The organism is Pseudomonas oryzihabitans (assembly GCF_001518815.1).
GTDB classification, from domain to species: domain Bacteria; phylum Pseudomonadota; class Gammaproteobacteria; order Pseudomonadales; family Pseudomonadaceae; genus Chryseomonas; species Chryseomonas oryzihabitans_E.
The window spans coordinates 1,285,640-1,312,170 of sequence record NZ_CP013987.1; the positions used below are offsets into that span (position 1 = coordinate 1,285,640).

The window sequence follows — 26,531 nt, forward strand, 5'->3', positions numbered from 1 at the left end:
TCAGCGACGCTAGTAGACGTCCTTCAGATAGCGCTTCTGTTCGCTCATCCCGCGCACATAGTCAGCGGCTGCCTCGTCGCTGAGGTGGCCGTGGGTCGCCACCACCTGGCGCAGGGCCTGGTCCACGTCCTTGGCCATGCGGCTGGCGTCGCCGCAGACATAGACGCGGGCGCCGTCCTGCAGCCAGCGCCAGACTTCGGCGCCGCGTTCGCGCAGCCGATCCTGCACATAGACCTTCTCGGCCTGGTCGCGGGAGAAGGCCAGGCTGAGTTCGCTCAGCAGGCCATCACGCTGGAAGGCTTCCAGCTCGTCGCGGTAGTAGAAGTCGTGGGCGGCGTGCTGTTCGCCGAAGAACAGCCAGTTGCGCCCCTGGTCGCCCCGGGCGCGGCGCTCGTGGAGAAAGCCGCGGAAGGGGGCGATGCCGGTGCCGGGGCCGATCATGATCAGCGGGACGTCGCTCTGGTCCGGCAGGCGGAAATGACGCGAGGACTGGATATGCACCTCGGTGGCGGCCTCGCCCAGGCGGTCGGCGAGAAAGCTGGAGGCCACGCCCTTGCGCTTACCGTAGCGCACCGCCGAGACGGTGAGGTGCACCTGGCCAGCATGGGCCAGGGGGCTGGAGGCGATGGAGTAGAGGCGCGGCTGCAGGCGCTTGAGGCTGCCGAGCAACTCGCGGGCATCGTGGCGGGCGGGAAAGCGGGCCAGCACATCGGCCAGTTGCCGGCCCCAGAGCCAGCGCTTGAATTCGTCGCGGTCGTTCAGCAGGGCGCGGCAATCGTCACTGCCGCTGCGCTCGGCGATCAGCGCCAGGGTCTCGGGGTTGGGGCGGGCGATCTCGTAGTGCTCGCCCAGGGCCTGACGCAGTGACAACTCCCCGACTTTTGGCACGGCGACCGGCTGTTCGCCGTCCAGACCGGCGAGGGTGAGGATCTCCTCGACCAGCTCCGGGCAGTTGCGCGCCCTCACGCTCAAGGCGTCGCCGGCCTCGTAGGCCAGGGGCTGATCGGATTCGAACCCGCACAGCCGCACCTCCTTGTTGGATCCGGCGCTGTTGAGTCTGCGGTTGATGACCAGCCGCGCCGGGACTGGCACCGGGCGATTGGGCGTGGTCGGGGCGGTGACGGACACGCTGGTGGTATGGGGCGCCAGTTGCTCTTGCAGCCTGGCCAGCCAGGCATCGGCGCCGTCGAGACCATCGGCGTCGCAGTCCAGGCGCGGGCACAGGCGGCGAGCGCCGAGTTCGGCCAGGCGGGTGTCGAGGCGCTGGCCGTGGCCGCAGAATTGCTCGTAGGTGGAATCGCCCAGGGCCAGCACGGCGTAGTCCAGTTCGGCCAGGGAGGCGTCGAGGCGACTGAGGCCCTGCCAGAAGGCCTGGCCGTTGTCCGGCGCCTCGCCGTCGCCAAAGGTGCTGCTGACCAGCAGCAGGCGGCGGGCACCGGTCAGGCGTTCCACGGCATAGGCGGCCATGTCGTGCAGTTCCACGCTGAGACCGGCCTGGCACAGGCGGGCGACGCAGCGCTCGGCCAGGGCTTCGGCGTTGCCGGTCTGGGACGCCCAGAGCACTACCAGATCGGCCGGCGCGGTGGGGGCCAGGGCCAGGCCGGCGGCCTGGCTTTCCGGTAGGCGGCTGAACAAGCCGGCGAGCAGGCCGTCGAGCCAGAGGCGGGTGTCGGCGGCCAGCGGCGCCTGGGCCGGCAGGCAGGGCACGCCCTGGGTCGCGCCGTCGCGCAGACCGTCCATGAAGCCTGCCAGGTAGGTGCGCTCGGCCGCGCTGAGCTGGGGCCGTACCGCGGTCGCGACCCCGGTGAGCTCGGCCAGGCGCGCCAGGGCGGGCTGGCGGCTGCTCTCGGCGACGGGCTCGTCAACCGGCAGCTGGCGGTGGGGAATGGTGGCGACGCGAGTCAGGCGCACGGCGCAGACCTTGAGCTCCGGTTGCAGCGAGAGCGGATCGACGGCGTCGCTGGTGACGGCATTGATGGCCAGGTCGCTGCCCTGGACGTCGGCCCAGTGAAAGGGCGCGAAGCAGTTGCCGGGCTGGACCCGGTCGCTAAGGGTTACCGGCAACACGGCACGGCCACGACGGGAGGTGATTTCCAGCCGGTCGCCGTCCGCCAGGCCCAGGGCTTCGGCATCCTGGGGATGTACCTCGATGAACGGGGCGGGGTTGAGGCGGTTGAGGGCGGCGATCTTGCCGGTCTTGGTCAGGGTGTGCCACTGGTGCTGCAGGCGGCCGGTATTGAGCACGAAGGGGTAGTCGGCATCGGGCAGTTCCGCCGGCTCCAGGTGCGGGCGGGCGAAGAATTGCGCCTTGCCGCTCGGGGTGGCGAAGTTGAGGGCGGTCGGTTCGCCGGTGGCGTCCAGGCGCAGGGTCTGGCTGCGGCCATCGTTGCGATAGCGGATCGGCTGGCGCGGGTCGCTCTCTGCGCTGGGGCAGGGCCATTGCAGCGGCGTCTCGCGCAGCCGGGCATGACTGGCGCCGCGAATGTCATAGCCGGTCTGGGGGTTGTGGAATTGCCGGATCTCGTCGAACACCTCGGCGGCCGAGGCATAGCTGAAGTGCTCGCCATAACCCAGGGCGCAGGCCACGTCGGCGATGATCCGCCAGTCGGCGCGGGCCTCGCCGGGCGGGGTGACGGCCTGGGGCGCCAGGGTCAGGTTACGCTCGGAATTGATCATCACCCCGTCGGCCTCGGCCCAGAGCGCGCCGGGCAGCAGGATGTCGGCGTACGGGTTGGTCTCGGTGTCGAGAAAGGCGTCCTGGGTGATCACCAGCTCGGCGGCCTGCAGACCGCGGACGACCGTCTCGCGATTGGCCACGCTGGCCACCGGGTTGGTGCAGATGATCCAGCAGGCCTTCACCTTACCGGTGGCCAGGTCCTCGAACAGGGCGACGGTACCCTGGCCGAGGCGGGTGTGCAGGGTGCCCTCGGGGATGCCCCAGGCCCGCTCGACGAAGGTGCGGTCGGTAGTCGACAGCAGGCTGCGCTGGCCAGGCAGGCCGGGGCCCATGTAGCCCATCTCGCGCCCGCCCATGGCGTTGGGCTGGCCGGTGAGGGAGAAGGGGCCGCTGCCGGGGCGGCAGATCTTGCCGGTGGCCAGGTGCAGGTTGCACAGGGCGTTGGTGCTCCAGGTGCCGTGGGTGCTCTGGTTCAGGCCCATGGTCCAGAGGCTGGTCCATTCGCCGGCCTCGCCGATCCAGCGTGCCGCGGTACGGATGTCCGCCTCGGTCAGCCCGGTCCCCGCGGCCACCCGTGCCGGGGTGTAGTCGGCGAGAAAATCGGGCATGGCCGCCCAACCTTCGGTATGGGCGGCGATAAAGGCTTCGTCCAGATGGCCCTCGGCGTACAGCAGATGCAGCAGACCGTTGAGCAACAGCAGGTCGCTGCCGGGGCGCAGTTGCAGGAAGAGATCGGCCTTCTCGGCGGTGGCGGTGCGCCGCGGATCTATCACGATCAGCTTGGCGCCGCGCTTGACCCGATCCAGTAGGCGCAGGAAGAGGATGGGATGACAGTCGGCCATGTTGGCGCCGCTGACGAGGAAGAGGTCGGCGCGGTCGAGGTCGTCGTAGGAGCCGGGCGGACCGTCGGCGCCAAGGGACAGCTTGTAGCCGGTGCCGGCACTGGCCATGCACAGTCGGGAGTTGGATTCGAGCTGGTTGGTGCCGATGAAGCCGCGGGCCAGCTTGCTCGCCAGGTACTGGGCCTCTAGCGACATCTGCCCGGACACATAGAAGGCGATGGCGTCCGGTCCGTCGCGGTCGAGGATGGCGCGCAGCCGTTCGGCGGTGGCGGCGATGGCCTGGTCCAGCCCGGTCTGCACCGGTTGGTGAGAGCGGTCATGGCGGACATAGGCCTGCGCCATGCGCCCGCTGTCCACCAGCGCCTGGTGGCTGGTGCTGCCCTTGGTGCAGAGGCGGCCGCGATTGGCGGGGTGGTCGCGATCGCCGCTGACCTTGATGACCCGGCCGTCTTCCACCTGCATGACCATCCCGCAGCCGACGCCGCAGTAGGGGCAGACGCTCTTGATGTGGGTAGTGGCCATGGCAAGGATCCTTCGAAAACCAGAAAGCGAAAAGGCGCCGGTCGCGCTCCCCGGAGGGAGGCGAACACGGCGCCTTTGTCGTGAAAGGAAGCGATCGGCGTTGACCGCTCCATGCCGGGGATTTAGCAAGGCTCGCGCCAGCTCGGTCCGGCGCGCTCGGGGAGCGCATCACTGCTGGTCTGGCGGGGTGCCAGCGGCGCTGATCGAGGTCGCTTCCCTCTCGGTCGAGGTGCGCCGTGACGGGGCAGGCAGGCCTTGCCCTGCACCGTTGTGGTTCCGGCTGGCACGCATCCGGAACGTGGGCGGCAGTCCCCTTTGCCGGCTACAGGCCGCGCCAGCTGCGGATATATAGGCCATCAGGCGAAACTGGCACAGCCGATGCAAAAGCCTTGGCAGACCCGTCCATTCGGGTCGCCCGGTCGATCAACGGCGATCGACAGCCACTGCAGGCGACGGGCACGGAGCAGCGCCTGGCGCTCCTCCCTACCAGAACAGGCAAAGGCGCCTGAGACCGCAAGGTTTCAGGCGCCTTTTTATTTGCCGCGAATCAACCTGATTGGCCTCGGCCGGGGGATAGCCTCCATGAACAGCATCGTGACCCGCAAAGAACGCCTGATCGTCGTCGGCAACGGCATGGTCGGCCATCACCTCGTCGAGCAGCTGCTGGCGGCCGGCGCCTTGGACCACTACGAGATCCACGTCTTCGGCGAAGAACGTCAGCGCGCCTATGATCGGGTACACCTCTCCGAGTACTTCGCCGGTCGCGACGCCGAATCCCTGGCCATGAGCGAAGCCGGCCTCTATGCCGTGCCCGGCCTGGTGCTGCACCTGGGCTGCGCGGTGACCGCCATCGACCGCGAGCAGCGCGAGGTACTGACGTCCGCAGGTACCTTTGGCTACGACCGCCTGGTGCTGGCCACCGGCTCCTATCCCTTCGTGCCGCCCATCGAGGGCGCCGAAGGCGACTCGCGCCTGGTCTATCGCACCCTGGACGACCTGGACACCATCCGCCTGGCCGCCGCCAGGGCGCGCCGCGGCGTGGTGGTGGGCGGCGGCCTGCTAGGGCTAGAGGCGGCCAATGCCCTGAAGTCTCTGGGCCTGGAAGCCCATGTGGTGGAATTCGCCCCACGGCTGATGCCGGTGCAGCTGGACGACCTGGGCGGCGCCGCCTTACGCCAGCGCATCGAAGACCTGGGCGTGGGCGTGCACCTGTCCAAGGCCACCCAGAACATCACCGCCGGCAGCGAGTACCGCTACCGCATGAACTTCGCCGGCGAGGATTTCCTCGAGACCGACCTGATCCTGTTTTCCGCCGGCATCCGGCCCCAGGACGCCCTGGCCCGCAGCTGCGGCCTGGAACTCGGCCCCCGCGGCGGGGTGGCGGTGGATAACGGCTGCCTGACCAGCGATCCCTTCATCCACGCCATTGGCGAGTGCGCCGCCTGGAATGGCAGCGTCTTCGGCCTGGTCGCGCCGGGCTACCAGATGGCGCGCCTGGTATCCGCCACCCTCTGCCACGGCCAGGGCACGCCCTTCACCGGCGCCGACATGTCCACCAAGCTCAAGCTGCTGGGCGTGGACGTGGGCTCCATCGGTGATGCCCACGGCGCCACCCCCGGCGCGCGCAGCTATCGCTACATCGACGAAGCCAGCGCCAGCTACCGTCGCCTGGTGGTCTCCGCCGATGGTAAGCACGTCCTCGGCGCCGTGCTGGTGGGCGACAACAGCTACTACGACACCCTGCTGCAATACGCCCAGAACGGCATCCCGCTGCCCCAGGATCCGGCCAGCCTGATCATGCCGGTGGGCGAGGGCGCCCCGACCCTGGGTGCCGACGCCTTGCCGGCCACCGCCACCCTCTGCTCCTGCCACAACGTCACCAAGGGCGCGGTCTGCGCCGCCATCGACGCCGGATGCACCGATCTCGCCGGCATCAAGAGCTGCACCAAGGCCGCCACCGGTTGCGGCGGCTGCGCGGCCCTGGTCAAGCAGGTGTTCGAGCACGAGCTGGTCGCCCGGGGCGTCGAGGTCGACAAGAGTCTCTGCGAACACTTCGCCCATACCCGCCAGGAGCTCTATCACCTGGTGCGGGTGGAAGGCATCCAGAGTTTCGACGAGCTGCTGGCGCGCCACGGCCACGGCCAGCATGGTTGCGACATCTGCAAGCCGGCGGTAGCCAACGTCCTGGCTTCCTGCTGGAACGCGCCCATCACAGCTCCGCACCTGGTGCCGCTGCAGGACACCAACGACACCTTCATGGCCAACATGCAGAAGAACGGCACCTATTCGGTGGTGCCACGCATCCCGGGCGGCGAGATCAGCCCGGAAGGCCTGATCGCCATCGGCCAGGTGGCGAAGAAATACGACCTCTACACCAAGATCACCGGCGGCCAGCGCATCGATCTCTTCGGCGCCCAGTTGCACGAGCTGCCGGACATCTGGGGCGAACTGATCGCCGCCGGCTTCGAGACCGGTCATGCCTACGGCAAGTCGACCCGCACGGTGAAGAGCTGCGTGGGCAGTACCTGGTGCCGCTACGGGGTGCAGGACAGCGTCAAGATGGCGCTGGACATCGAGCACCGCTACAAGGGCCTGCGTGCCCCGCACAAGCTCAAATTCGCGGTGAGCGGCTGCACCCGCGAATGCGCCGAGGCGCAGAGCAAGGACATCGGCGTGATCGCCACCGAGAACGGCTGGAATCTCTATGTTTGCGGCAATGGCGGCATGCGGCCGCGGCATGCCGAGCTGTTCGCCACCGACCTGGATGACGAAACCCTGATCCGCTACATCGACCGCCTGCTGATGTTCTACATCCGCACCGCCGACCGCCTGCAGCGCACCTCGGTGTGGCGCGAATCCCTGGAGGGCGGCCTCGACTATCTCAAGCAGGTGATCATCGAAGACAGCCTGGGCCTTGGCGCCGAGCTGGAAGCCCAGATGCAGCTGGTGGTGGATCGCTACGAATGCGAATGGGCCAACGCCCTGAACGATCCCGACAAGCTCAAGCGCTTCCGTACATTCGTCAACCAGCGCGGCAACGACCCGGACATTCACTTCGTCAAGGAACGTGGCCAGCGCCGACCGGCGCGTCACCACGAACTTCAGCTCATCGCCGTTACCGAGGAGGTTTGACCATGACCCAGACCAATACCGCCCGCGCCCTGCAACCCACCTGGCAACCCCTGTGCAGCCTGGCCGACCTGGTGCCCCAGTCCGGCGTGGTGGCCCTGCACGAGGGCGAGCAGGTGGCGCTGTTCTACCTGCCCGATACCGAGCAGAAGGTCTTTGCCGTGGGCAACCGCGATCCCAAGTCCGGTGCCAACGTCATCGGCCGTGGCATCGTCGGCCAGCTGGGCCAGGATCTGGTGATCGCCTCGCCACTGTACAAGCAGCATTTCCGCCTGGCGGATGGCGGCTGCCTGGAGTATCCCGAGCAGGCGCTGCCCACCTGGGCGGTACGGTTGAACGGGGAGCGGGTGGAGATCGCCTGAGGCGGCTTGGCCCTCACCCCAACCCTCTCCCGAAGGGAGAGGGGGCGGTACGGCGCGGCGCGGAGCTATTGGCGTAGCCTGGACAACGGCGCAGCCTTGTCTGGGAATGGCTACCGCGATGCTAGGTGATCCCTCACCCCAACCCTCTCCCGGAGGGAGAGGGGGCGGTACGGCGTGGCGCGGAGCTATTGGCGTAGCCTGGACAACGGCGCAGCCTTGTCCGGGAATAGCTGACGCGATACCAAGTGACACTCACCCCAACCCTCTCCCGGAGAGATAGGGGGCGGTACGGAGTGGGGCGGAGCTATTCGCGTAGCCTGGACAACGGCGCAGCCTTGTCCGGGTGATCACTACTGCGACTGACTGTTGCACACCCGGCAGTGCAGTGTTGCGCGATAGGTGCCGGTCCAGGCAGGCGGAAACCCTCGGACGGGACGATACTCAAGGAGCGGGGACGCTATCCGCCCGAGCCTGGCAATCGCCCCGCGGGAGACCACCATGCGCCTGACAAGAACCCTTCGCTCCGCACTGTTCATCACCCTGCTGCTGGCCCTGGCCGCCGTGGCCCTGCTGGAAGGCTGGCGCGCGCAACCGGTGGGCGAACCCGCCTTGCGCGCCGATCCGGTCTGCACCCACGGCTATGCGCCCTATGGCTGCTATCCGGTGCCGGCCCGTGGCGGTGATCTGGGGTGGCTGGAGCGCCTCTAGACGGTCAACCAGCCCGTAGCTCCGTGTCCAGCAGCGCCGTCAGCTCGCTGGCAGACAGGGCGTGGCCGACCAGCGCGCCCTGGACTTCATCGCAGTGCTGCGCCTGCAGCCAATGCAACTGGCCTGGCGTCTCGACGTCCGTCGCCGCCACCTTGAGGCCCAAGGTTCGTCCGAGGCCGATCAGGGCTTGTGCGATAGCCGCGTCGGCGTGCTGACGTTCCAGGTGGGTGATCACGCGGCTATCGAGGCTGATGCCGTCCAGCCACGGCTGGCGCAGTGCCTCGAAGGCGGTGAGACCCCTGCCGAAGTCGGCCAGGCTCAGACGCACCCCCAGCGCCTTGAGCGCTTGAAGGTGGTCCAGTTGCTGATCACAGTCGGCATGTAGCAGCGTGTCCGGAAGCTGCAGCTCCAGTCGTTCCGCTGCCAGGCCAGTCGCCTGCACGGTCTGGGCGACCGCCTCCAGCAGCTCCCCGGCAGCGGCGAATTGGCGTGGCGACAGACTGACCACCAGCTTCAGCGGCAGGGGCCAGGTAGCCGCGCTGCGACAGGCGCCCTCCAGCAGCCAGAGCCCCAGGGAAGCGCCAAGGCCGAGCTCTTCGGCCAGGGGCAAAAAGGCGTCCGGGGGCAACAGTCCGCGTACCGGGTGGGCCCACTGCACCTGGACCTCAACGCCGCACAGGGCGCCATCGGCGACGCTCCGGCGGGGCAGGTAGCTTAGGCGCAACTGGTCACGCGCCAGCGCCTGGCGCAGTTCCTGTTCCAGGTCACGACGCTGGCTGAGCTCGGCGTCCATGGCCGGCGCATGAAAGCACCAGCCGTTGCGGCCCGCGGCCTTGGCCTGGTAGAGCGCGATGTCGGCCAGCCGCAGCAATTCCTCGACCTGGTCGGCCTGGCCCGGGGCCTGGGCGATGCCGATGCTGGTCCCGACGCTGACGGTCTGCTCTTCCAGCAGGATCGGCCGGGCGATGGCGGTTACCAGCCGGGCACAGATCTGGTCGACCGTCGTGGCATCCAGGTGACCGAGCAGCACCACGATGAATTCATCGCCGCCCAGCCGCGCCACCAGGCCGCCGGGCCTCAGGCTGGCTTGCAGACGACGGGCGATTTCCTGCAGCACCCGATCACCGGCGGCGTGGCCGAGGCTGTCGTTGATCGGTTTGAAGCGATCCAGGTCCAGACTGAGCAGGGTGAGCGGCGTGCTGGGTTGCGCCAGTTGAGCGGCCAGGTAGTGCTGCAACTGCAACCGGTTCGCCAGCCCGGTCAGGCTGTCGTGTTGCGACAGGTGCTCGATTTCGGCCTGGGCGTTGACCGCGGCGGTGATGTCACTGGCGGTTCCACGAAAACCCGCACCCTTGGGCAAGGGGCGGGCGGTGATTTCGCAGACCCGGGAATGGCCGAGACGGTCACGATAATGGCAGCGCAGCACCTGACGCTCGTCGAGGTGTCGAGCGTTGTCCAGGAGCCAGTCAGCCAGGCTGGTCGTCTCGGTGCTGAACAGCTCCGCGAGCGGCCGACCGAGCCAGCTGCCAGGCGCATGCCCGGTGATGCGGGCGAAGCGTTCGGACAGATAGGCGATGCGGCCTTCGGCATCGCTTTCCCAGAGCCAGTCGGAGGCCGCCTCGGCGAGCTCGCGAAAGCGGCGTTCGCTGCGACTCAGCTCCGTCTGGCTGGCGACCAGGGCATCGAACTGCTGGTCGAGCTGCCGGGCCGAATTCAGCGCATGGCGGATCAGCAGCGCCAGCACCAGGCCGAGCAACAGCACCCCGGCCAGGAACACCGGTAGCGTCCGGCGCAGCAACTGGGCGCCGGGCCGTGGGGGTTGCCAGTTGAGCAACAGCGGTGAATCCAGCGGGCGCAGGGATTCATGATCGGGCAGAGGCAGCCGGGAGGCCTGCAGCGTCGGCAGCCCGTAGGTGTCGCTGAGATGAGCCAGGGTCGCGGGGTCGAGCACATTGACGAACAGCATCACCGAGGGCACGCCGGCGCCCGGCGTGACGCCATAGCTCGCGCCCGGCGTGATGGTGGCGGCGGCGACCAGCGCAGGGACGCCGCCGACACTCAGGATCCGCACCAGGCTTTCGGTTTCTCCAGGTCGCTTGCGAGTCGCCGCCAGCAGGGCAGTGAGATCCCCTTCCAGCCATTGCGCGGCCGTGCGCTCCGTTGGCTGGCCGTCGATCACGGCATAGACGGTACGGTCCTGGGGATCCAGCACGAAGACGCCGTTGTAGCCATAGAGCTCATAGGGAATGTCGCCAACGTTACGCTCCTCGTTGGCCCAGAAGCGATCGACCTTCAGGTGCAGGTGCTTGTAGGCCTCGCCCCACTTGGCATAGTTGATGATGTTATGGCCGATCTCGTTTTCCACCTGCTCCAGGGTGCGGGTGATATAGGTCCGCGCCCGCTGCTGGACATCGGCGTCCTGGCTGGAGGCGGTCTTGATCAGCAGGTAGCAGCCGATGCCGAGCAGGATCGGCAGGGCGCAAATGACCGGAAACAGGCGCAGCAACAGGGCGTGACTGCGACGGGTGGCGATGGGGGTTGACGACATGAGGGACCTGAGCGGCGCTGGACGACGGTCAGGTTTCCTGCGCGGTGGCCAAAGACGGCGCAAGGAATATCTGGCCAGGTGCCATTATCGGCGACTGGCTAACAGACGTCTGCTCATCATCGGACCAGGGGCAGCGCTGAGCTGCCCGGACGGTCGACCGCTCAAGGACGCGGCGGATAGCCTATCAGCAGTTCGTTGATCAGGCGGCCAAAGCCGGCACTGCGTTGGGCGGGCGTGGCGTTCTGGTCGTCCAGCAGCCGTTCTTCGCTAGCACGCCAGACCAGCTTGCCATCGCGGCCGTCGAGCATGTCGAGCTGCACCGTCATCACCGGATAGGTGACGGTCTGGGTGCGCACATAGCTCGGTCCCCAGGGGCCCGGGCCCCAGGCGGAGCCCCAAGGGCCACCCCAGCCCGGACCCCAGTAGGGGTCGGCATAGCTGTAGCTCTGCTGACGCTGGTCGAGGATCACATAGAGCTTGATCCTGAGGTCTGGCCGCGTGCCTGTCGCGGCGGGGCGCAGCCCACGCTGGTCGAGGCCGCCGCTGACCGAGTCGCGCAGGCGCTGCTCGGTAAGATCGCTGCGCACCCGGGGATCGTTGGGTCGGTACTCGATGGCTGGATCGGCCCAGCTCCAGCTGCGATAGGCGGCGAAATCGCGGCTGGCGTCATAGTCCAGGTTGCGGGGTCCCCGCTCGGCACAGGCCGCCAGCAGCAGGACCGACAGCAGCAGGAGACAGCGTTTCATGGGCGAACCTCTGGGTGAGCGCACTAGTCTGCTTGGACTGGCTTAAGGGCGACTTATCCCCTCAGCTCGGCGGATAGTTGGCCAACAGGCGGCGGGTGGTGTCTCTCAGGGTCCGCGCGCGTTCGCTGCCGTTGCCCCCGGTGGCCTGTTCGGCGGCCGAATGCCAGAGCACCCGGCCACTGGTGGGATCGAGCAATTCAACCTCTAGCACGTCCACCAAAAAGGTGCGGGTACGGGTCCGCGCCTGGCCGACCGTGGTGCCATAGCCAGGCCCGTAACCGTAGGGCCCATAGCCGCCGTAGCCATAGTTGGTGTCGTAGTAGTCGGTGTACTGCTCGCTGCGCTGCTGCTGGGTGAGGCGGGCACGGACCTGCAGATCGGCACGGGCACCCCCGAGTGCCGGCCGCAGGCCGCGCTGGTCGAGGCCATCGGCCACTGCCTGCTGCACGGTCTGGCCATCCAGGCCACCGCTGACCACGGCGGCACCAGGTGCCCAGCGCCAGGTGCGATAACGACTCCAATCGGTGGGCGCCACTGGATAGGCTGCTGGATCCTGCTGCGGCAATACCGGCGCCGAGGCCTCTGGCAGGCTGCTGGCGACATAGGGGTTGGGACTCTGGCAAGCGGCCAGGGTGAGCAGCGCGAGGCAGAGCAGGAGGCGACGCATGACCGGTTCCTCGAAGGAATGCTGGCCAGAGCATACCGCGCCCGGCGTTATCCTGCCTTAGCTTGGCAGAGCCAATGCAGATAGCGCCCCAGGCCCGCGAAAGCCGGGTGCCGTCGGTGGGCCAGTTCCATGGCCACCAGCTCCTCGCCGTCGGCACGGGTCTGGAATTCCGGCGGCATATAGTCGTGAAAGACCCGTACGCCGCTGCGCGCCTGGATCTGCCAGTCCGGCGCCAGCCAGGCCTCGACCTCGCGCGGATCGAGGGGCTGTTGCGGCGTGAGACCACGGCGACCCTCGCCCGCATAGTCGCCCCGCTTGAGCTTGCGAAAATGGCCCTTGAGCAGATTGCGATAGATCAGGGCGTCACGGTTGTAGAAGGCCAGGGACAGCCAGCCGTCCGTGGCCAGGCAGCGCTGCAGCGTCGGTAGGATCGCCGTGGGCGTCTCCAGCCATTCCAGCACCGCGTGGCAGAGCACCAGGTCGAAGGGTTCGGCGAAGGCGGGCAACTCCTGCCAGGGCAGCGCCAGCCAATCGGCCCGCAAGCCGGCGGCCGCGAAGGCCTCCTGGGCGCCGGCGAGCATGGGCGCCGACGGCTCGGCCAGGGTCACCGCATGACCCTGCTGGGCCAGCCAAAGACTCATGTGGCCAAGGCCGGCACCGATGTCCAGCACCCGCAGCGGGCGTTGCGGCAGCACCTCGGCGAGATCCGCCTGCAGCACGGCCAGGCGGATGGCGCCCTTGGTGCCGCCATAGATGTTGGCGGCGAAGCGGGTGGCGCGGTCGTCGAAGAAGGTATCGCTCACGGCAGGAAGCGCCTCTCGTTGTCGGCCAGCTTGGCCAGCACCGCCTGTTCCACGTCCAGCTCCAGTTCGCTGCCCAGTTGCAGCAGATAGAGCAGCACGTCGGCGATTTCCTGGCCGGCGTGTTCGCGCTCGGTGGCGCTCAGCGCGCGGGCCTCGGCATCGCTCTTCCACTGGAAGATCTCCACCAGCTCGGCCATCTCGACACTGGCGGCCATCGCCAGGTTCTTGGGGTTGTGATAACGCCGCCAGGCGTTGGCATCGCGGATGGCGTGCAGGCGGGTGAGCAGGGCAGGGAGGTCCATGGGCGTCCGGAGGCGTCGATAAACCACCATTCTCCCATGGCTGGCCCGGCGGACGGCAGTGTCCTGGCTGACGGCGGCCGGCGACAGCCCAGGCCGACTGCTCTACCCTGAGGCCTCCCCCTGACGTTGGCTGCTGGAGACCTGATGAAATTTCGCCTGTCCGGACTGTTGCTGGCCCTGACCATGATCACCGGCACTGCCCATGCCGAACGGCTGCTGCTGGAGGGCACCCTGGGGCAAGCCAGGGTGGTGGTGGACGTCGATCCCGCGGCCAACGACGAAGCCTATGGTCGCTATTTTTACGAACGCTATCGTCGCGATCTGCGCCTGAGCGGTCCGGCGCAGCGGGGCGACCAGCTTGAGCTGGAGGAGGGGGCGCCCTGGCAGGACGGACCCAAGGCCCGCTGGGCACTGGCCCGAGGTAGCGACGGACGCTGGACCGGTACCTGGAATGGTGAGGGCAAGACCCTGCCCATCGCGCTGGCGCCGCTGCACCTGGCCGAGGCCGTGGACACGGGTAGCTATCGCCAGAAGCTGCGCCAGGAAGACCCCTACGAATATCGCCGGCTGCAGGGACTGAGCCTGGTGCAGGGCGAGCGCCAGACCTTCATGGGCCGCGGCCTGCGCTGGTGGCGCGAGCCGGTCTCGGGCATGCGGCTGTTCACCGTGGAAGGCGCCAGCGAGGCGGCCAACGGCGTCTTGCGTGAACGCCTCTGGCAGGAGGTGGATGCTCACCTGAGCTGCATCGGTAGTGACGGCGACCATAGCCTGACCGTGACCCCTCAATTGCTCACCGAGCGGGTGCTCAGCGTCAACCTGTTCAGCGAATACAGCTGCAGCGGTGCGGCTCACCCGGATTTCGGCAGTGCGCCCCTGACCCTGGATCTCAAGAGCGGCCGCGAGCTGGCGCTGGAGGATGTCCTCTGGCTGGGCCGCGGTGCGCCGATCCGGCCGGCGGCGGACGATCGCTATTCCCAGGCGCTGGCGGACTATCGGGAAAAGACCCTGGCACCCTGGCTGGTCCGGCTGTTCACCCGGCTGTATCCGGAATTGATGCAGGCGCCGGCCAATGGCGACGGCTGCGACTACCGCAGCGCCGACGTCTGGCAATTCGCCCCCTGGTACCTGACGCCCAAGGGCCTCTACCTGGGCCCGACCTTCTACCGCGCCGCCCGCAGCTGCGACGAACCCGGCGGTACCCTGGTGCCCTACGCCGAAGTCCGGAAACATCCGGGGCCGCGGGTGGGATTGCTGCCGCACTGAGGCCTAGGTTGGCGCCGGGTAATGTTGGGCTTCGACGATGAAGGCGTCTCAATCCAACCTACGCGGTGGTCGACCAAGCAGCAGTAGGTTGGCGCTGAGCGCAGCGAAGCCCAACGAGGCTCCCGTTGGGCTTCGACCATAGAGCTGTCTCGGTCCAGCCTATAAAAGCGGTCGTAGCGCGGAGAACTGCATGGCGGTTTCCACCGGGAAGGAAGGTCCCGCGTGGGTAAGGCTGCGCCGTTACCCACCCTGCGGTCGCCGTCAGCCCCTAGCGTGGAAAACCGCAAAGCGTTTTCCACTGGCAATGAGGTATTTGCGGCGGAAAGCCGCCCTTCATCCACCTCTACTCGTCGGCGATCAGCCGCTTGCCCAGGGTGACGACCTCGGCCTCGGCATAGCCCAGCGCGGTATAGAAGCCGATGATCGCCGCGTTGTCCCGCCGTACCATCAGCTGCAGCTTGGGGCAGCCTCTTTCGATCAGCAGCCGTTCGCCGGTCTCTACCAGGCGGCGCGCATGGCCGCGGCGCTGATGCTCCGGTGCCACGGCGAGGTAATAGAGCCAGCCGCGATGGCCGTCGGTGCCGAGCATGGCGCTGGCCATGAGGATGCCGTCCACTTCGCCTACGAGGAACAATTCCGGCTGCTCGGCCAGCTTGCGCTGGATGTCGCGGTAGGGATCGTTCCAGGGGCGGGTCAGGCCGCAGACCTGCCAGAGGCTGGCGACGGCCTCGGTGTCGGCGGGCTGGAACGGACGGATGTGCATGGGGAGTCCGGCAGGGGGGGGCGGAGCTCAAAGATAACAGGCGGGGGTGTGGGCTTCGAGGAGGGTGCTGGCTTTGACGGCGCTATTGCGGCCATGGGCCGCTCCTACGGGTTTTGACATCCTGTAGGAGCGGCCCATGGCCGCGATAAGAGCGTTGCTCCTACGGAACGGCGTCAGTAGGAGCGGGCGCATCAGCGGACTGCCGTGGCCGGGATTGAGACGTCAGAAGCCGCTAGAGAAAGTTCTCCGCATAGTGGCAGGCCACCTGGCGGGCTTCCACGTTGCGCAGCGCCGGCACCTCGGTCTTGCACTTCTCCGTCGCATAGGGGCAGCGACGGTGGAAGACGCAACCGGGTGGCGGATCCAGCGGGTTGGGCAGTTCGCCCTGGATGCGGATGCGCGGCTTGCTCGGATCCGGGTGCAGGCTCGGGGTGGCCGACAGCAGCATCTGGGTATAGGGATGCAGGGGCCGCTCGAACAGCAGGTCGCGATTGGTCTTTTCGACGATGCAGCCCAGGTACATCACCATCACCTCGTCGGCGATATGGCGCACCACCGAGAGGTTGTGGGAGATGAACACATAGGCGGTCCGGTACTGCTGCTGCAGATCCATGAACAGATTGAGCACCTGCGCCTGGATGGAGACGTCCAGCGCCGAGGTCGGCTCGTCCGCCACCAGCACCTTGGGCTGCAGCATCATGGCGCGAGCCACGGCGATGCGCTGGCGCTGGCCGCCGGAGAACATGTGCGGATAGCGCTGGTAGTGCTCCGGTCGCAACCCCACCTGCTGCATCATCGCCTGGACCTTCTCGCGTCTTTCAGCGCGCGAGAGGCTGGTGTTGATCTGCAGCGGTTCGGCCAGCTGATCGCCGATCTTGCGCCGCGGATTGAGCGAGGCATAGGGATTCTGGAATACCATCTGCACCTCGCGGCGCAGCTCCTTGCGGCGAGCGGCATCGGCCTTGGCGACGTCCTGGCCACCAATGACCAGGCTGCCGGTAGTGGGCTGCTCGATCAGGGTCAGGGCGCGGGCCAGGGTGGACTTGCCGCAGCCGGACTCCCCCACCACGGCCAGGGTGCGTCCGGCCTGGAGGTCGAAGGAGACGCCGTTGAGCGCCTTGACCGTGGCGTTGTCCTTGAACAGGCCGCGGGACAGCTGATAGTGCTGGGTCAGGTCACGGGCTTCGAGCACGTTCCCCTGGGTGACAGGGGTTTCGAGGACGGTGGCTTCAGACGGCGCCATGGCGATCCTCCGGCAGCTGACTGGGACGTTGATGTTCGGGCAGCACTTCGGGCGCCTCGCCCGGGCCGACATTGCGCGGGAAGAAGCAGCGCACCGCTCCGCGGTCGTAGGGCTCCAGCGCCGGACGCTCCTGGCAGCGCGGCTGCACATAGGGGCAGCGCGGGCTGAGCAGGCAGCCGGCCGGCCGGTCGTAGCGACCGGGCACGATGCCGGGCAGGGTGTGCAGGCGGTCCGTCTGGCTATGCTCGGGAATGGCCGCGAGCAGGGCTTCGGTGTAGGGGTGGGCGGGCGCGTCGAACAGCGTCGGCACCACGCCTTTCTCCACCGCCTGGCCGGCATACATCACCACCACGCGCTGGGCGGTCTCGGCCACCACGGCGAGGTCGTGGGTGATGAGGATCAGCCCCATGCCCTCGTCACGCTGCAGGTTGACCAGCAGTTCCATGATCTGCGCCTGGATGGTCACGTCCAGGGCGGTGGTGGGTTCGTCGGCGATCAGCAGGCGCGGCTCGGCGGCGATGGCCATGGCGATGGCGACGCGCTGGCTCATGCCCCCTGACAGCTGGTGCGGATAGGCGCCGAGGCGACTGGCCGCGGCCGGGATCTCGACCTTTTCCAGCAGCTCCAGGGCGCGCTGGCGGGCGGCGCGACCCTTGAGACCCAGGTGCTGACGGATCACTTCTTCCAGCTGGAAGCCCACGGTGTAGCTGGGATTGAGCGCCGTCATCGGGTCCTGGAACACCATCGACAGCTCCTTGCCGATCAGGTGACGCCGACGGCGACCCTTGAGGCTGAGCAGGTCCTGGCCATCGAAGGTCAGGCGGTCGGCGGTGATACGGCCAGGGTGATCAATCAGGCCCATCACGGCCATCATGGTCACCGATTTGCCGGAGCCGGATTCACCGACGATGGCGACGATCTCGCCCTGATCCACCGTGAGATCGAGGCCTTCCACCACCGGCGGGGCGTCGGCGCCGCCGAAGCGGACCGAGAGGTTCTGGATTTCGAGGAGGCTCATGACTGCACCTTCAGACGCGGATCGAGGGCATCGCGCAGGCCGTCGCCCATCAGGTTGATGGCCAGCACGGTGAAGAGGATGGCGAGACCCGGCAGGGTCACCACCCACCAGGCGCGCTCGATGTAGTCGCGGGCCGAGGCCAGCATGGTGCCCCACTCGGGGGTGGGCGGCTGCACGCCGAGGCCGAGGAAGCCCAGGGCGGCGGCATCGAGGATCGCCGAGGAGAAGCTCAGGGTGGCCTGGACGATCAGCGGCGCCATGCAGTTGGGCAGCACGCTGACGAACATCAGGCGCAGGGTACCGGCGCCCGCCAGCCGCGAGGCGGTGACATAGTCGCGGTGCAGTTCGCCCATCACCGCGGCGCGGGTCAGGCGGACATAGGAGGGCAGCGAGACGATGGCGATGGCCACCACGGTGTTGATCAGGCCTGGGCCGAGGATGGCGACGATGGCCACGGCCAGCAGCAGCGAGGGCAGCGCCAGCATGATGTCCATCAGGCGCATGATCACCGGACCGGCGCGGTTGGGCGAGAAGCCGGCGATCAGTCCGAGCAGGATGCCGGGAATCAGCGAGAAGACCACCGAGGCCAGGCCGATCAGCAGCGACAGCCGGGCACCATGGATCAGCCGGCTGAGCAGGTCACGGCCCAGCTCGTCGGTGCCCAGGGGGAACTGACTGGTGCCACCGTCCAGCCACAGCGGCGGGGTGAGCATGAAGTCGCGGAACTGCTCGCTGGGCGCATGGGGTGCGACCCAGGGCGCGAAGAGCGCGCAGAAGACCACGATGACCATGAAGATCAGCCCGCCCAGGGCGCCCTTGTTGCGGGCGAAGGCGTGCCAGAACTCCTTGAAGGGGGAGGGGTAGAGGGCGCTCGGGTCTTGAGCGGCCGGGGTGTTTACCGTTGTCATAGGCTCTGTCCGTATGGGCGCATCAACGCTGGTGGCGGATGCGCGGATTGACCAGGCCGTAGAGGATGTCCACGACGAAATTGACCAGGATGACCAGGGTGGCGATCAGCAGGATGCCGTTCTGCACCACCGGGTAGTCCCGGGCGCCGATGGCCTCGATCAGCCACTTGCCGATGCCGGGCCAGGAAAAGATGGTCTCGGTGAGCACCGCGCCGGAGAGCAGGCTGCCCACCTGCAGGCCGAGCACCGTCAGGACCGGAATCAGGGCATTGCGCAGGGCGTGGACGAAGACCACGCGCCCCGGCGACAGGCCCTTGGCCCGGGCGGTCCGCACATAGTCTTCGCGCAGGACTTCGAGCATGGCCGAGCGGGTCATGCGGGCGATTACCGCCAGGGGAATGGTCCCCACCACGATGGCCGGCAGGATCAGGTGCTTGAGGGCGTCGATGAAGGCGCCGGGTTCGTCGGAGAGCAGGGTGTCGATGAGCATGAAGCCGGTGCGCGGCGGAATGTCGTAGAGCAGGTCCAGGCGGCCGGAAACCGGGGTCCAGCCGAGCTGCACCGAGAACAGCATGATCAGCAGCAGGCCCCACCAGAAGATCGGCATGGAGTAGCCGGTCAGGGCCACGCCCATCACCCCGTGGTCCACCGTGGAGCCGCGCCTCAGGGCGGCGAGGATGCCGGCCAGCACGCCGAACACCGTGGCGAACAGCATGGCCGCCACCGAAAGCTCCAGGGTGGCTGGGAACAGGGTCAGGAATTCGTCCCAGACCCCGACGCGGCTGCGCAGGGATTCGCCGAGGTTGCCCTGGGCGAGATTACCGATGTAGTCGAAATACTGCTGGTACAGGGGCTTGTCGAGGCCCAGGCGGTGCATGGCTTCGGCGTGCATCTGCGGATCGACGCGGCGTTCGCCCATCATGACTTCCACCGGATCGCCGGGGATGAGGCGGATCAGGGCGAAGGTCAGCAGGGTGACGCCAAAGAACGTCGGTATCAGCAGCCCGAAGCGACGGGCGATGAAGGCGAGCATCGGAGGGGGTATCTCCTCTTGAGGCTGATCAAGACGGCGCGAGTACATGCCCGGCCGCGTTTTTAAGTGAGAGCGCGCTCAAAAGCTAATGAGCTTTTGATCTGACTCTCAGACCTTGTGGGCCTGGATTCATCCCTGAAAAGACCATCCTGGTCCGCAACGAACGACACCTGCGGGCAGCAGGCTCGTTCGGTCCTACGAATAGGTTCGAAGAGCGCTCTGAACCAGTGCTCCAAACCCGGCAGACTACCACGTTGCCACGGGCGTCGATATCTTCGACATGGCCAGGGCTTCGCCGGTGTTCGCCACGCGATCCCGGCCAAGTGCCGGGTGCTGCGCGAAATCTGCCGGGTTCGGTCATCACAGCAGGTTGAACGGCAGGGTGGACACCAGGCGCAGTTCCTTGACGTTGCCGTCGACCTGGTTCTGGCTGGCGCGGTGATCGGTCAGCAGCAGGCGGAAGCGGCTGTCCTTGAGCGTGCCCTGTTGCACCTTGTAGGTGGTGACCAGGCCGATCTCGCGGTGCTTCTCGCCATCCTGCTGCAGGACCTCGGCATAGTTGGCGTACTTGCCGGCGCCGGCGTCGTAGTGGGTGCCGTCGATGTCCCAGCCCTTGGCGTACCAGACGCCGGTGCTCAGACCGGGCACGCCAAAGTAGCTCCAGTCAGTCTCGTAGCGGATCTGCAGTGACTTCTCGTTGGGGCCGTTGTAGTCCGAGACCAGGGAGTTGGCCAGGTAGATGGCCGCGGTCTCGTGGGCGTAGTCGAAGTACTCGTTGCCGTCGATCTGCTGGTAGGCCAGGGTCAGGCTGTGGGCCTGGTGGCTGCCGGTGAACGCCAGGCTCCAGGCGGTGTTGTCGATGTTGCCGGCCTTGGCGCTGCCGGCGTCGACGGTGCGATAGGCGTTGGCCACCGCCTTCCAGGCGAAGGTGTCGAGGGTGCCGCCGGCCTGGGTGACGCTCAGGAAGTACTGGTTCCAGACGTCTTCGAAGTTGGCGCCATAGACGCTGACTTCCCAGCCCTGGGGCAGCTTGTAGTTGCCGCCGAGAAAGCTCAGGCGGTCGGCGGTGACCTCGCGGGTGCCGTACTCGGTGGTCCACTTCTCGTCGCCGGCGCCGGTCCGCGGGCTGACGCGGGTGAAGCTGCCGCCCTGCAGCGAGAGGTTGTCCCACTCATCGCTGGTCAGCGCGAAGCCGTCGAAGCCGGAGGGGAAGGGCCGGTTGTCGTTGTAGCTGATCACCGGGGTGTCGAGCATGAAACGGCCGATCTTGAGTTCGGTGTTGGAGACGCGGAAGCGGGCATCGGCGATGCCCAGCTTGGACCATTCCGCATGGCCCTCGCCCTCGGCGTTGGCCAGGGTGCGGTTGCCGCCGCCACCGATGCGGCCCTTGCCGCGTTCCAGGTTGGTGGCCTGGTAGCCCGCCACGTCGATGCCGAAGCCCACCGGGCCCTGGGTGTAGCCGGAGCTGTACTTGAGCGCCGTGGCCTGGACCCAGGTGTTGCGCGAATGGGTGCGCACCCGGGTGCCGTTCTTGCTGTAGCTGAAGATCGGATCGGAGCTGGTCTCGCGGGCGAAGAAGTTGCGCGTGGTCAGGGTCAGGCTGTCGTCGGCCAGAAAACCCTTTGCGCCTGCCTGGCCCTTCACCGGCTTCTGCACGTTGGGCAGGGTCTGGACCTCGTTGGCGTAGCTGGGATCTTCCGGCGCCGGGGACTGGGCGTGGGCGGTCAGCGCCAGGGTGAGCAGGGAGAGGGCAAGGCCTCCACGGTGCAGGTTGGTCATCGGTTGTGCTCCAAAGCAGTTGTTTTTGCTGTTATCTGGGCGTTTTCCGGCACGACCGGACCCGTCGCGCCAGAGGCTGGCGCGAGGTGGGTAAGGTCGTGGGGCGGGCCGCCCGGGCCCGGTTTGTTGCGGCGTCAGGCGCCGATCAGTCGAGGGTCACCGTGGAGAAGTCGTAGACCCCCAACGGGCTCTGCACATAGCCCTGCACCTTGGGTTGCAGGACGTCGGTGAACAGCGGGTGCGCCAGCGGAATCCAGGGCATCTGCTGGTGGAAGATCTGCTGGGCCTGCTCGTAGAGGGCCGCGCGCTGGGCGGGATCGTTGATGCGCTTGGCCTTCTCGATGGCGTCGTTGAACGCCTTGTCGCACCAGAAGGAACGGTTCTCGCCACCCTGCACGGCCGCGCAACTCAGGTTGGTGGTGAGGAAGTTGTCCGGATCGCCATTGTCGCCGGTCCAGCTCATCATCATCAGGTCGTGCTCGCCGGCTTTGGTACGCTTGACGAACTCACCCCACTCGAACTGGGTGATCTCGGCCTTGATGCCGATCTTGGCCAGGTCGCCTTGGATCAGCTGGGCCACCAGGGCCGGACTGCCACCAGGACCGCTGCCGGTGCTGATGTAGTACTTGAGGGTGAAGCCATTGGCGTAGCCGGCGTCCTTGAGCAGCGCCTTGGCCTTCTCCACGTCGTGGGGCCAGGGCTTGATGTCCTTGGCATAGCCCAGCAGCGAGGAGGGGTAGGGGTTGATCGCCGCCTTGGCGCCGCCCTCGCCGAACACCGTCTTCAGGTAGTTCTGCTGATCGAAGGCCATGGCGATGGCCTGGCGCACCCGCACATCGCTCAGCGGCTTGTGCCTGGTGTTCATCGCCAGGTAGGAGGTGGTCTGGCTTTCCACCTGGGCCAGCTTGAGGTGCTTGTCCTGCTTGAGCATCGGCACGTCCTGCGGTTTGACCGTCAGGCCGATCTGGCACTCGTTGTTGCGTACCCGCTGGATACGCACGTTGGGATCCAGGGTCACCGCCAGCACCAGGCCATCCATCGGCGGCTTCTGGCCGAAGTAGTCCGGGTTGACCTTGTAGCGAGTATTGGAATCCTTGGCATAGCGCTGGAAGACGTAGGGACCGGTGCCGATGGGCTTCTGGTTGATGTCATCGGTCTTCTTGCTGGCTAGCAGGCTGTCGGCGTATTCCTTGGACAGGATGGAGCCGAAGGCCATGGCGAGGTCGGCGAGGAAGGGCGCCTCGGGCTGGTTGAGGGTGAAGCGCACATGGCTGTCGTCCACCTTCTCGATGGACTTGATCAGGCTGCCCATCTCCATGGCCGCGGCATAGGGATAGCCGCTGGGGGAGAGGTTGTACCAGGGGTTGTTCTTGTCGAGCATGCGCTCGAAGCTGAACACCACGTCGTCGGCGTTGAAGTCGCGGCTGGGCTTGAAGTACTCGGTGGTGTGGAATTTCACGCCTTGGCGCAGGGCGAAGGTGTACTGCAGGCCGTCAGGGGAGATCTCCCAGCTTTCCGCCAGGCCCGGCTCCAGTTCCGCGCTGCCCTGCTTGAATTCCACCAGGCGGTCGTACAGCGGCGTGGCCGAGGCGTTGAAGGTGTAGCCGGAGGTGTAGCGACCCGGGTCGAAGCCTTCCGGGTTGGCCTCGGTGCAGACCACCAGGGGCCGCGCCAGGGCGGCATTGGCCGTCAGGCAGAGGAGGGCGGCGAGGGACAGCGAGAAGAGTGGTTTGGACACGGAAGGCTCCTTGTGAAAGGCCCGCGGGGCGAGCCGGACAGGATCAGCGGTCGAGGCTTACGCCATAGAAACCGGTGACGCCGAAGGGGTTGATCTTGAAGCCCTGCACCTCTTTGCGCATGGGCTGGGACACCACCGAATGGGCCATGGGACTCACCGGCATCTGCTGGCGAATAATCTGTTGCGCCTGCTCGTAGAGACGGGTGCGCTGGGCGCGATCGTTGCTGGTCTTGGCCTGCTGGATGAGGGCGTCGTAGTCCTTGTCGCACCAGCGCGCATAGTTGCTGCCACCGATGGCGCTGCAGCCGTAGAGCACGCCCAGCCAGTTGTCCGGATCGCCGTTGTCACCGGTCCAGCCATAGGTCAGGACATCGTGCTCGCCGGCCTTGGCTCTCTTGATGTACTCGCCCCATTCGTAGCTGACGATCTTGGCCTTGATGCCGACCTTGGCCCAGTCCTGCTGGATCATCTGCGCCGACTGGCGAGCGTTGGGGTTGGAAGAGCGCTGCACGGTCATGGCCCAGAGAGCGATTTCGGTGCCGTCCTTGATCCCGGCCTGCTTGAGCAGGGCGCGGGCCTTGGTCGGATCATAGGGCGCGCCCTTGATGCTTTTGTCGTAGGACCACTGGTTGGGCGGGATCACGTTCTGCGCCACCTGGCCGGCCCCCTGGAACACGGTATCGACGATGGCCTGCTTGTTGATGGCCATGTCCAGGGCGCGCCGCACCTCGGGCTTGTCCAGCGGCGGATGCTGGACGTTGTAGGCGAGGAAGCCGACGTTGAAACCCGGCTGCTGCAGCACCTTGAGGTGAGGATCCTGCTTCATCTCCAGCAGATCCGCCGGGCGCGCATAGCCGCTGACCTGGCACTCGTTGGCCTTGAGCTTCTGCAGGCGGGTAGCGGCATCGGGAGTGATGGCGAAGATCAGGTTGTCGAGCTTGACGTCCTCGGGCTTCCAGTAGTCCGGATTACCCTTGAAGCGGATCACCGCATCCTTCTGGTAGCGACTGAAGACGAAGGGACCGGTGCCGATGGGCTGCTGGTTGAGCAGCTCGGGCTTGCCTTCCTTGAGCAACTGATCGGCGTATTCGGCCGATTGAATGGAGGCGAAGCTCATTGCCAGGTCGGCGGCGAAGGCGGCGTCCACCTTGTTCAGGGTGAAGACCACGGTGTGGTCGTCGACCTTGGCCACCTTGGCGATGTTCTGGTCCAGCCCCATGTCGGTGAAGTAGGGGAATTCGGTGGGATAGGCCCTACGGAACGGCTGGTTCTTGTCCAGCATGCGCTGGAAGGTGAAGACCACGTCGTCGGCGTTGAAGTCGCGCGTGGGCTTGAAGTAGTCGGTGGTGTGGAATTTCACGCCCTGGCGCAGGTGGAAGGTATAGGTCTTGCCATCCGCGCTTACGTCCCATTTGGTCGCCAGGCCCGGCTCCAGGGTGGTGCCGCCACGCTGGAACTGCACCAGGCGGTTGAAGACGGTTTCCGCGGAGGCATCGAATTCGGTGCCCGAGGTGTATTGCGCTGGATCGAAACCGGCCGGGCTGGCTTCCGAGCAATAGACGAGATTGCTCGCCGCCTGGGCGAGCGGAGCACAGGCGAGCAGGCTCGCCGCCAGCAACGAGTAGGCGTAGGGAAGGCGCATGGGTCTCACTCCATCAGTCAAATGAACGGCCAGGGCCGGGAGTCTGGCTCCCGACCCTGGCCAAGAGGCTTCACTTGCTGACGCTGACGCCGTAGAACTCGTTCAACCCGAAGGGGCTGATCTTGTAGTCCTGGACTTCCTTGCGCATCGGCATGTAGACCGTGGAATGCGCGATGGGCGTCATGGGTACCTGCTGCTTGAGCACCTGCTGGGCCTGTTCGTAGAGCTTGGTGCGCTCGCCCTGGTCGGTCACGCGCTTGGCCTTGACCACCAGGTCCTCGAACGGCTGGTAGCACCAGCGGGAGAAGTTGTTGCCACCGATGGCCTTGCAGCCGAAGAGGGTCGCCAGCCAGTTGTCCGGGTCGCCGTTGTCGCCGCTCCAGCCGATCAGCATGATGTCCTGCTCGCCGCTCTTGGAGCGCTTGATGTACTCGCCCCATTCGTAGCTGACGATCTTGGTCTTAACGCCGATCTTGGCCCAGTCCTGCTGCAGCATCTCTGCCATCAGGCGCGCATTGGGATTATAGGGACGCTGCACCGGCATGGCCCAGAGGGTAAGTTCGGTGCCTTCCTTAAAGCCGGCTTCCTTGAGCAGGGCCTTGGCCTTTTCCGGATCGTAGGGCGCGTCCTTGATGGACTTGTCGTAGGACCACTGGGTCGGCGGCATGGCGTTGACCGCCACCTGGCCGGCGCCTTGGTAGACGGCGTTGATGATGGCCTCCTTGTTGACGGCCATGTCCATCGCCTGGCGCACCTTGAGCTTCGCCAGATCGCCATGTTCGACGTTGTAGGAGATGTAGCCCAGGTTGAAGCCCGGCTGCGACGGCAGCTTGAGATTCGGGTCCTTCTTCAGGCCGTCCAGGTCCGCCGGACGCGGATAGACGGTGATCTGGCACTCGCCGGCCTTGAGCTTCTGCATCCGTACCGAAGGATCGGTGTTGATGGAGAAGATCAGGTTGTCCACCTTGGGCCCATCGACCTTGTCCCAGTAGTCCGGGTTGGCCTTGTAGCGGATCACCGCATCCTTCTGGTAGCGGCTGAAGACGAAGGGACCGGTGCCGATCGGCTTTTGGTTGATCTCGGCAGCCTTGCCGGCCTTGAGCAGCTTGTCGGCGTATTCGGCCGACTGGATCGACGGGAAGGGCATCGCCAGGTTCTGCAGGAAGGCGGCGTCCACTTCGTTGAGGGTCATGCGCACCGTGTAGTCGTCGACCTTTTCCACCTTGGCGATGTTCTGGTCCAGGCCCATGTCGGTGAAGTAGGGGAATTCGGTGGGGTAGGCCTTACGGAACGGATTGTCCTTGTCCAGCATGCGCTGGAAGGTGAAGAGGACGTCATCGGCATCGAAGTCGCGGGTCGGCTTGAAGTAGTCCGTGGTGTGGAATTTCACGCCCTTGCGCAGGTGGAAGGTGTACACCTTGCCGTCTTCGCTGATGTCCCAGCTCTCCGCCAGACCCGGCTTGACCTGGGTACCGCCGCGCTCGAACTGGGTCAGCTTGTTGAAGATGGTTTCCGCCGACGCATCGAAATCGGTGCCAGTGGTGTATTGCGCCGGATCGAAACCGGCCGGGCTGCCTTCGGAGCAGAACACCAGGTTGGTTGCCTGTGCCAGGGGTGCGCCGGCCAGCAGACCGGAAGCGAAGAGGGCAGCGAGTACGTTCTTGTGCATGGAGACCTCATGTCGGGGACGGCGCAACACGATGTGGCGTTGCGAAACAGAATGCCGATGTCTTGTGGACAGATGAGCCCACATGCACAGCTTATGCCCATGTCCATAGCTCAGGCGAGCTATTGACCCTGAGCGACCCAAACAGGAAACAGATGTCGCAAAGATGTAA

The 26,531-nt window shown here is 66.6% G+C and carries 19 protein-coding genes; 4 read left to right on the plus strand and 15 right to left on the minus strand.

Annotated elements, in window-relative coordinates; translation table 11 throughout:
* Positions 1 to 9: 9 nt before the first annotated feature.
* On the minus strand, positions 10 to 4,041 hold the full coding sequence (locus APT59_RS05775) for a bifunctional nitrate reductase/sulfite reductase flavoprotein subunit alpha (RefSeq protein WP_059313984.1): 4,032 nt from the start codon (positions 4,039 to 4,041) through the stop codon (positions 10 to 12).
* A gap of 582 nt (positions 4,042 to 4,623) precedes the next feature.
* Here APT59_RS05775 and nirB point away from each other — a divergent pair.
* The 3 genes from nirB to APT59_RS05790 all read left to right on the plus strand — a co-directional run bounded on the left by nirB (position 4,624) and on the right by APT59_RS05790 (position 8,240).
* Complete coding sequence (gene nirB / locus APT59_RS05780; protein WP_059313985.1) at positions 4,624 to 7,173, plus strand: nitrite reductase large subunit NirB; 2,550 nt, start codon at positions 4,624 to 4,626, stop codon at positions 7,171 to 7,173.
* Positions 7,174 to 7,175: 2 nt separating this feature from the next.
* A complete protein-coding gene (gene nirD, locus APT59_RS05785; RefSeq protein WP_059313986.1) occupies positions 7,176 to 7,532 on the plus strand; it encodes a nitrite reductase small subunit NirD in 357 nt (118 codons plus the stop codon).
* Between the two features lie 498 nt (positions 7,533 to 8,030).
* Positions 8,031 to 8,240 (plus strand): hypothetical protein, encoded by a 210-nt coding sequence (locus APT59_RS05790; protein ID WP_059313987.1) that lies wholly within the window; start codon positions 8,031 to 8,033, stop codon positions 8,238 to 8,240.
* A gap of 4 nt (positions 8,241 to 8,244) precedes the next feature.
* On the opposite strand, the gene APT59_RS05795 is transcribed toward APT59_RS05790, so the two are convergent.
* From APT59_RS05795 to APT59_RS05815, 5 genes are all read right to left on the minus strand, one after another.
* A complete protein-coding gene (locus tag APT59_RS05795; RefSeq protein ID WP_059313988.1) occupies positions 8,245 to 10,788 on the minus strand; it encodes an EAL domain-containing protein in 2,544 nt (847 codons plus the stop codon).
* Between the two features lie 161 nt (positions 10,789 to 10,949).
* The gene (locus tag APT59_RS05800) at positions 10,950 to 11,534 is read right to left on the minus strand and encodes a DUF4136 domain-containing protein (RefSeq protein WP_059313989.1); all 585 of its coding nucleotides are present in this window, start codon (positions 11,532 to 11,534) and stop codon (positions 10,950 to 10,952) included.
* Positions 11,535 to 11,595: 61 nt separating this feature from the next.
* On the minus strand, positions 11,596 to 12,201 hold the full coding sequence (locus APT59_RS05805; RefSeq protein ID WP_059313990.1) for a DUF4136 domain-containing protein: 606 nt from the start codon (positions 12,199 to 12,201) through the stop codon (positions 11,596 to 11,598).
* Between the two features lie 47 nt (positions 12,202 to 12,248).
* Positions 12,249 to 13,004, minus strand: a complete 756-nt coding sequence (locus APT59_RS05810) for a methyltransferase domain-containing protein (protein ID WP_059313991.1) — start codon at positions 13,002 to 13,004, stop codon at positions 12,249 to 12,251.
* Positions 13,001 to 13,306, minus strand: coding sequence for a nucleotide pyrophosphohydrolase (locus APT59_RS05815; protein ID WP_059313992.1), 306 nt, complete (start codon positions 13,304 to 13,306; stop codon positions 13,001 to 13,003). Before APT59_RS05815 ends, APT59_RS05810 begins: the two co-directional genes overlap by 4 nt.
* A gap of 144 nt (positions 13,307 to 13,450) precedes the next feature.
* Here APT59_RS05815 and APT59_RS05820 point away from each other — a divergent pair, with 144 nt between their 5' ends.
* The gene (locus APT59_RS05820) at positions 13,451 to 14,569 is read left to right on the plus strand and encodes a hypothetical protein (protein ID WP_059313993.1); all 1,119 of its coding nucleotides are present in this window, start codon (positions 13,451 to 13,453) and stop codon (positions 14,567 to 14,569) included.
* A 343-nt stretch (positions 14,570 to 14,912) separates the two neighbouring features.
* Here the strand turns inward: APT59_RS05820 and APT59_RS05825 are convergent, their stop codons facing one another.
* The 9 genes from APT59_RS05825 to APT59_RS05865 form a co-directional block, all read right to left on the minus strand.
* Positions 14,913 to 15,332: a GNAT family acetyltransferase gene (locus tag APT59_RS05825; RefSeq protein WP_059313994.1), complete on the minus strand. Its 420-nt coding sequence runs from the start codon at positions 15,330 to 15,332 to the stop codon at positions 14,913 to 14,915.
* Between the two features lie 232 nt (positions 15,333 to 15,564).
* Entirely contained in the window at positions 15,565 to 16,575 is a 1,011-nt protein-coding gene (locus APT59_RS05830) for a peptide ABC transporter ATP-binding protein (protein WP_059313995.1), read from the minus strand.
* Positions 16,562 to 17,593 carry an ABC transporter ATP-binding protein gene (locus tag APT59_RS05835; protein ID WP_059313996.1) on the minus strand — a complete coding sequence of 344 codons (1,032 nt, stop codon included), beginning with the start codon at positions 17,591 to 17,593 and terminating at the stop codon, positions 16,562 to 16,564. Before APT59_RS05835 ends, APT59_RS05830 begins: the two co-directional genes overlap by 14 nt.
* Positions 17,590 to 18,501 carry an ABC transporter permease subunit gene (locus tag APT59_RS05840; RefSeq protein ID WP_059313997.1) on the minus strand — a complete coding sequence of 304 codons (912 nt, stop codon included), beginning with the start codon at positions 18,499 to 18,501 and terminating at the stop codon, positions 17,590 to 17,592. Before APT59_RS05840 ends, APT59_RS05835 begins: the two co-directional genes overlap by 4 nt.
* Positions 18,502 to 18,523: 22 nt before the next feature.
* Positions 18,524 to 19,534, minus strand: coding sequence for an ABC transporter permease subunit (locus APT59_RS05845; protein WP_059313998.1), 1,011 nt, complete (start codon positions 19,532 to 19,534; stop codon positions 18,524 to 18,526).
* Positions 19,535 to 19,894: 360 nt separating this feature from the next.
* Positions 19,895 to 21,313, minus strand: a complete 1,419-nt coding sequence (locus APT59_RS05850; protein WP_059313999.1) for an OprD family outer membrane porin — start codon at positions 21,311 to 21,313, stop codon at positions 19,895 to 19,897.
* Between the two features lie 145 nt (positions 21,314 to 21,458).
* Positions 21,459 to 23,051 (minus strand): ABC transporter substrate-binding protein, encoded by a 1,593-nt coding sequence (locus APT59_RS05855; RefSeq protein WP_059314000.1) that lies wholly within the window; start codon positions 23,049 to 23,051, stop codon positions 21,459 to 21,461.
* Between the two features lie 43 nt (positions 23,052 to 23,094).
* Positions 23,095 to 24,693 carry an ABC transporter substrate-binding protein gene (locus tag APT59_RS05860; protein WP_059314001.1) on the minus strand — a complete coding sequence of 533 codons (1,599 nt, stop codon included), beginning with the start codon at positions 24,691 to 24,693 and terminating at the stop codon, positions 23,095 to 23,097.
* A gap of 70 nt (positions 24,694 to 24,763) precedes the next feature.
* The gene (locus tag APT59_RS05865; protein ID WP_059314002.1) at positions 24,764 to 26,362 is read right to left on the minus strand and encodes an ABC transporter substrate-binding protein; all 1,599 of its coding nucleotides are present in this window, start codon (positions 26,360 to 26,362) and stop codon (positions 24,764 to 24,766) included.
* Between the last annotated feature and the right edge of the window lie 169 nt (positions 26,363 to 26,531).

Bases quoted from the DNA above. Each gene is read 5' to 3' on its own strand.
- APT59_RS05775 (WP_059313984.1), bottom strand. From the start codon at position 4,041: ATGGCCACTACCCACATCAAGAGCGTCTGCCCCTACTGCGGCGTCGGC.
- nirB (WP_059313985.1), top strand. From the start codon at position 4,624: ATGAACAGCATCGTGACCCGCAAAGAACGCCTGATCGTCGTCGGCAAC.
- nirD (WP_059313986.1), top strand. From the start codon at position 7,176: ATGACCCAGACCAATACCGCCCGCGCCCTGCAACCCACCTGGCAACCC.
- APT59_RS05790 (WP_059313987.1), top strand. From the start codon at position 8,031: ATGCGCCTGACAAGAACCCTTCGCTCCGCACTGTTCATCACCCTGCTG.
- APT59_RS05795 (WP_059313988.1), bottom strand. From the start codon at position 10,788: ATGTCGTCAACCCCCATCGCCACCCGTCGCAGTCACGCCCTGTTGCTG.
- APT59_RS05800 (WP_059313989.1), bottom strand. From the start codon at position 11,534: ATGAAACGCTGTCTCCTGCTGCTGTCGGTCCTGCTGCTGGCGGCCTGT.
- APT59_RS05805 (WP_059313990.1), bottom strand. From the start codon at position 12,201: ATGCGTCGCCTCCTGCTCTGCCTCGCGCTGCTCACCCTGGCCGCTTGC.
- APT59_RS05815 (WP_059313992.1), bottom strand. From the start codon at position 13,306: ATGGACCTCCCTGCCCTGCTCACCCGCCTGCACGCCATCCGCGATGCC.
- APT59_RS05820 (WP_059313993.1), top strand. From the start codon at position 13,451: ATGAAATTTCGCCTGTCCGGACTGTTGCTGGCCCTGACCATGATCACC.
- APT59_RS05825 (WP_059313994.1), bottom strand. From the start codon at position 15,332: ATGCACATCCGTCCGTTCCAGCCCGCCGACACCGAGGCCGTCGCCAGC.
- APT59_RS05830 (WP_059313995.1), bottom strand. From the start codon at position 16,575: ATGGCGCCGTCTGAAGCCACCGTCCTCGAAACCCCTGTCACCCAGGGG.
- APT59_RS05835 (WP_059313996.1), bottom strand. From the start codon at position 17,593: ATGAGCCTCCTCGAAATCCAGAACCTCTCGGTCCGCTTCGGCGGCGCC.
- APT59_RS05840 (WP_059313997.1), bottom strand. From the start codon at position 18,501: ATGACAACGGTAAACACCCCGGCCGCTCAAGACCCGAGCGCCCTCTAC.
- APT59_RS05845 (WP_059313998.1), bottom strand. From the start codon at position 19,534: ATGCTCGCCTTCATCGCCCGTCGCTTCGGGCTGCTGATACCGACGTTC.
- APT59_RS05850 (WP_059313999.1), bottom strand. From the start codon at position 21,313: ATGACCAACCTGCACCGTGGAGGCCTTGCCCTCTCCCTGCTCACCCTG.
- APT59_RS05860 (WP_059314001.1), bottom strand. From the start codon at position 24,693: ATGCGCCTTCCCTACGCCTACTCGTTGCTGGCGGCGAGCCTGCTCGCC.
- APT59_RS05865 (WP_059314002.1), bottom strand. From the start codon at position 26,362: ATGCACAAGAACGTACTCGCTGCCCTCTTCGCTTCCGGTCTGCTGGCC.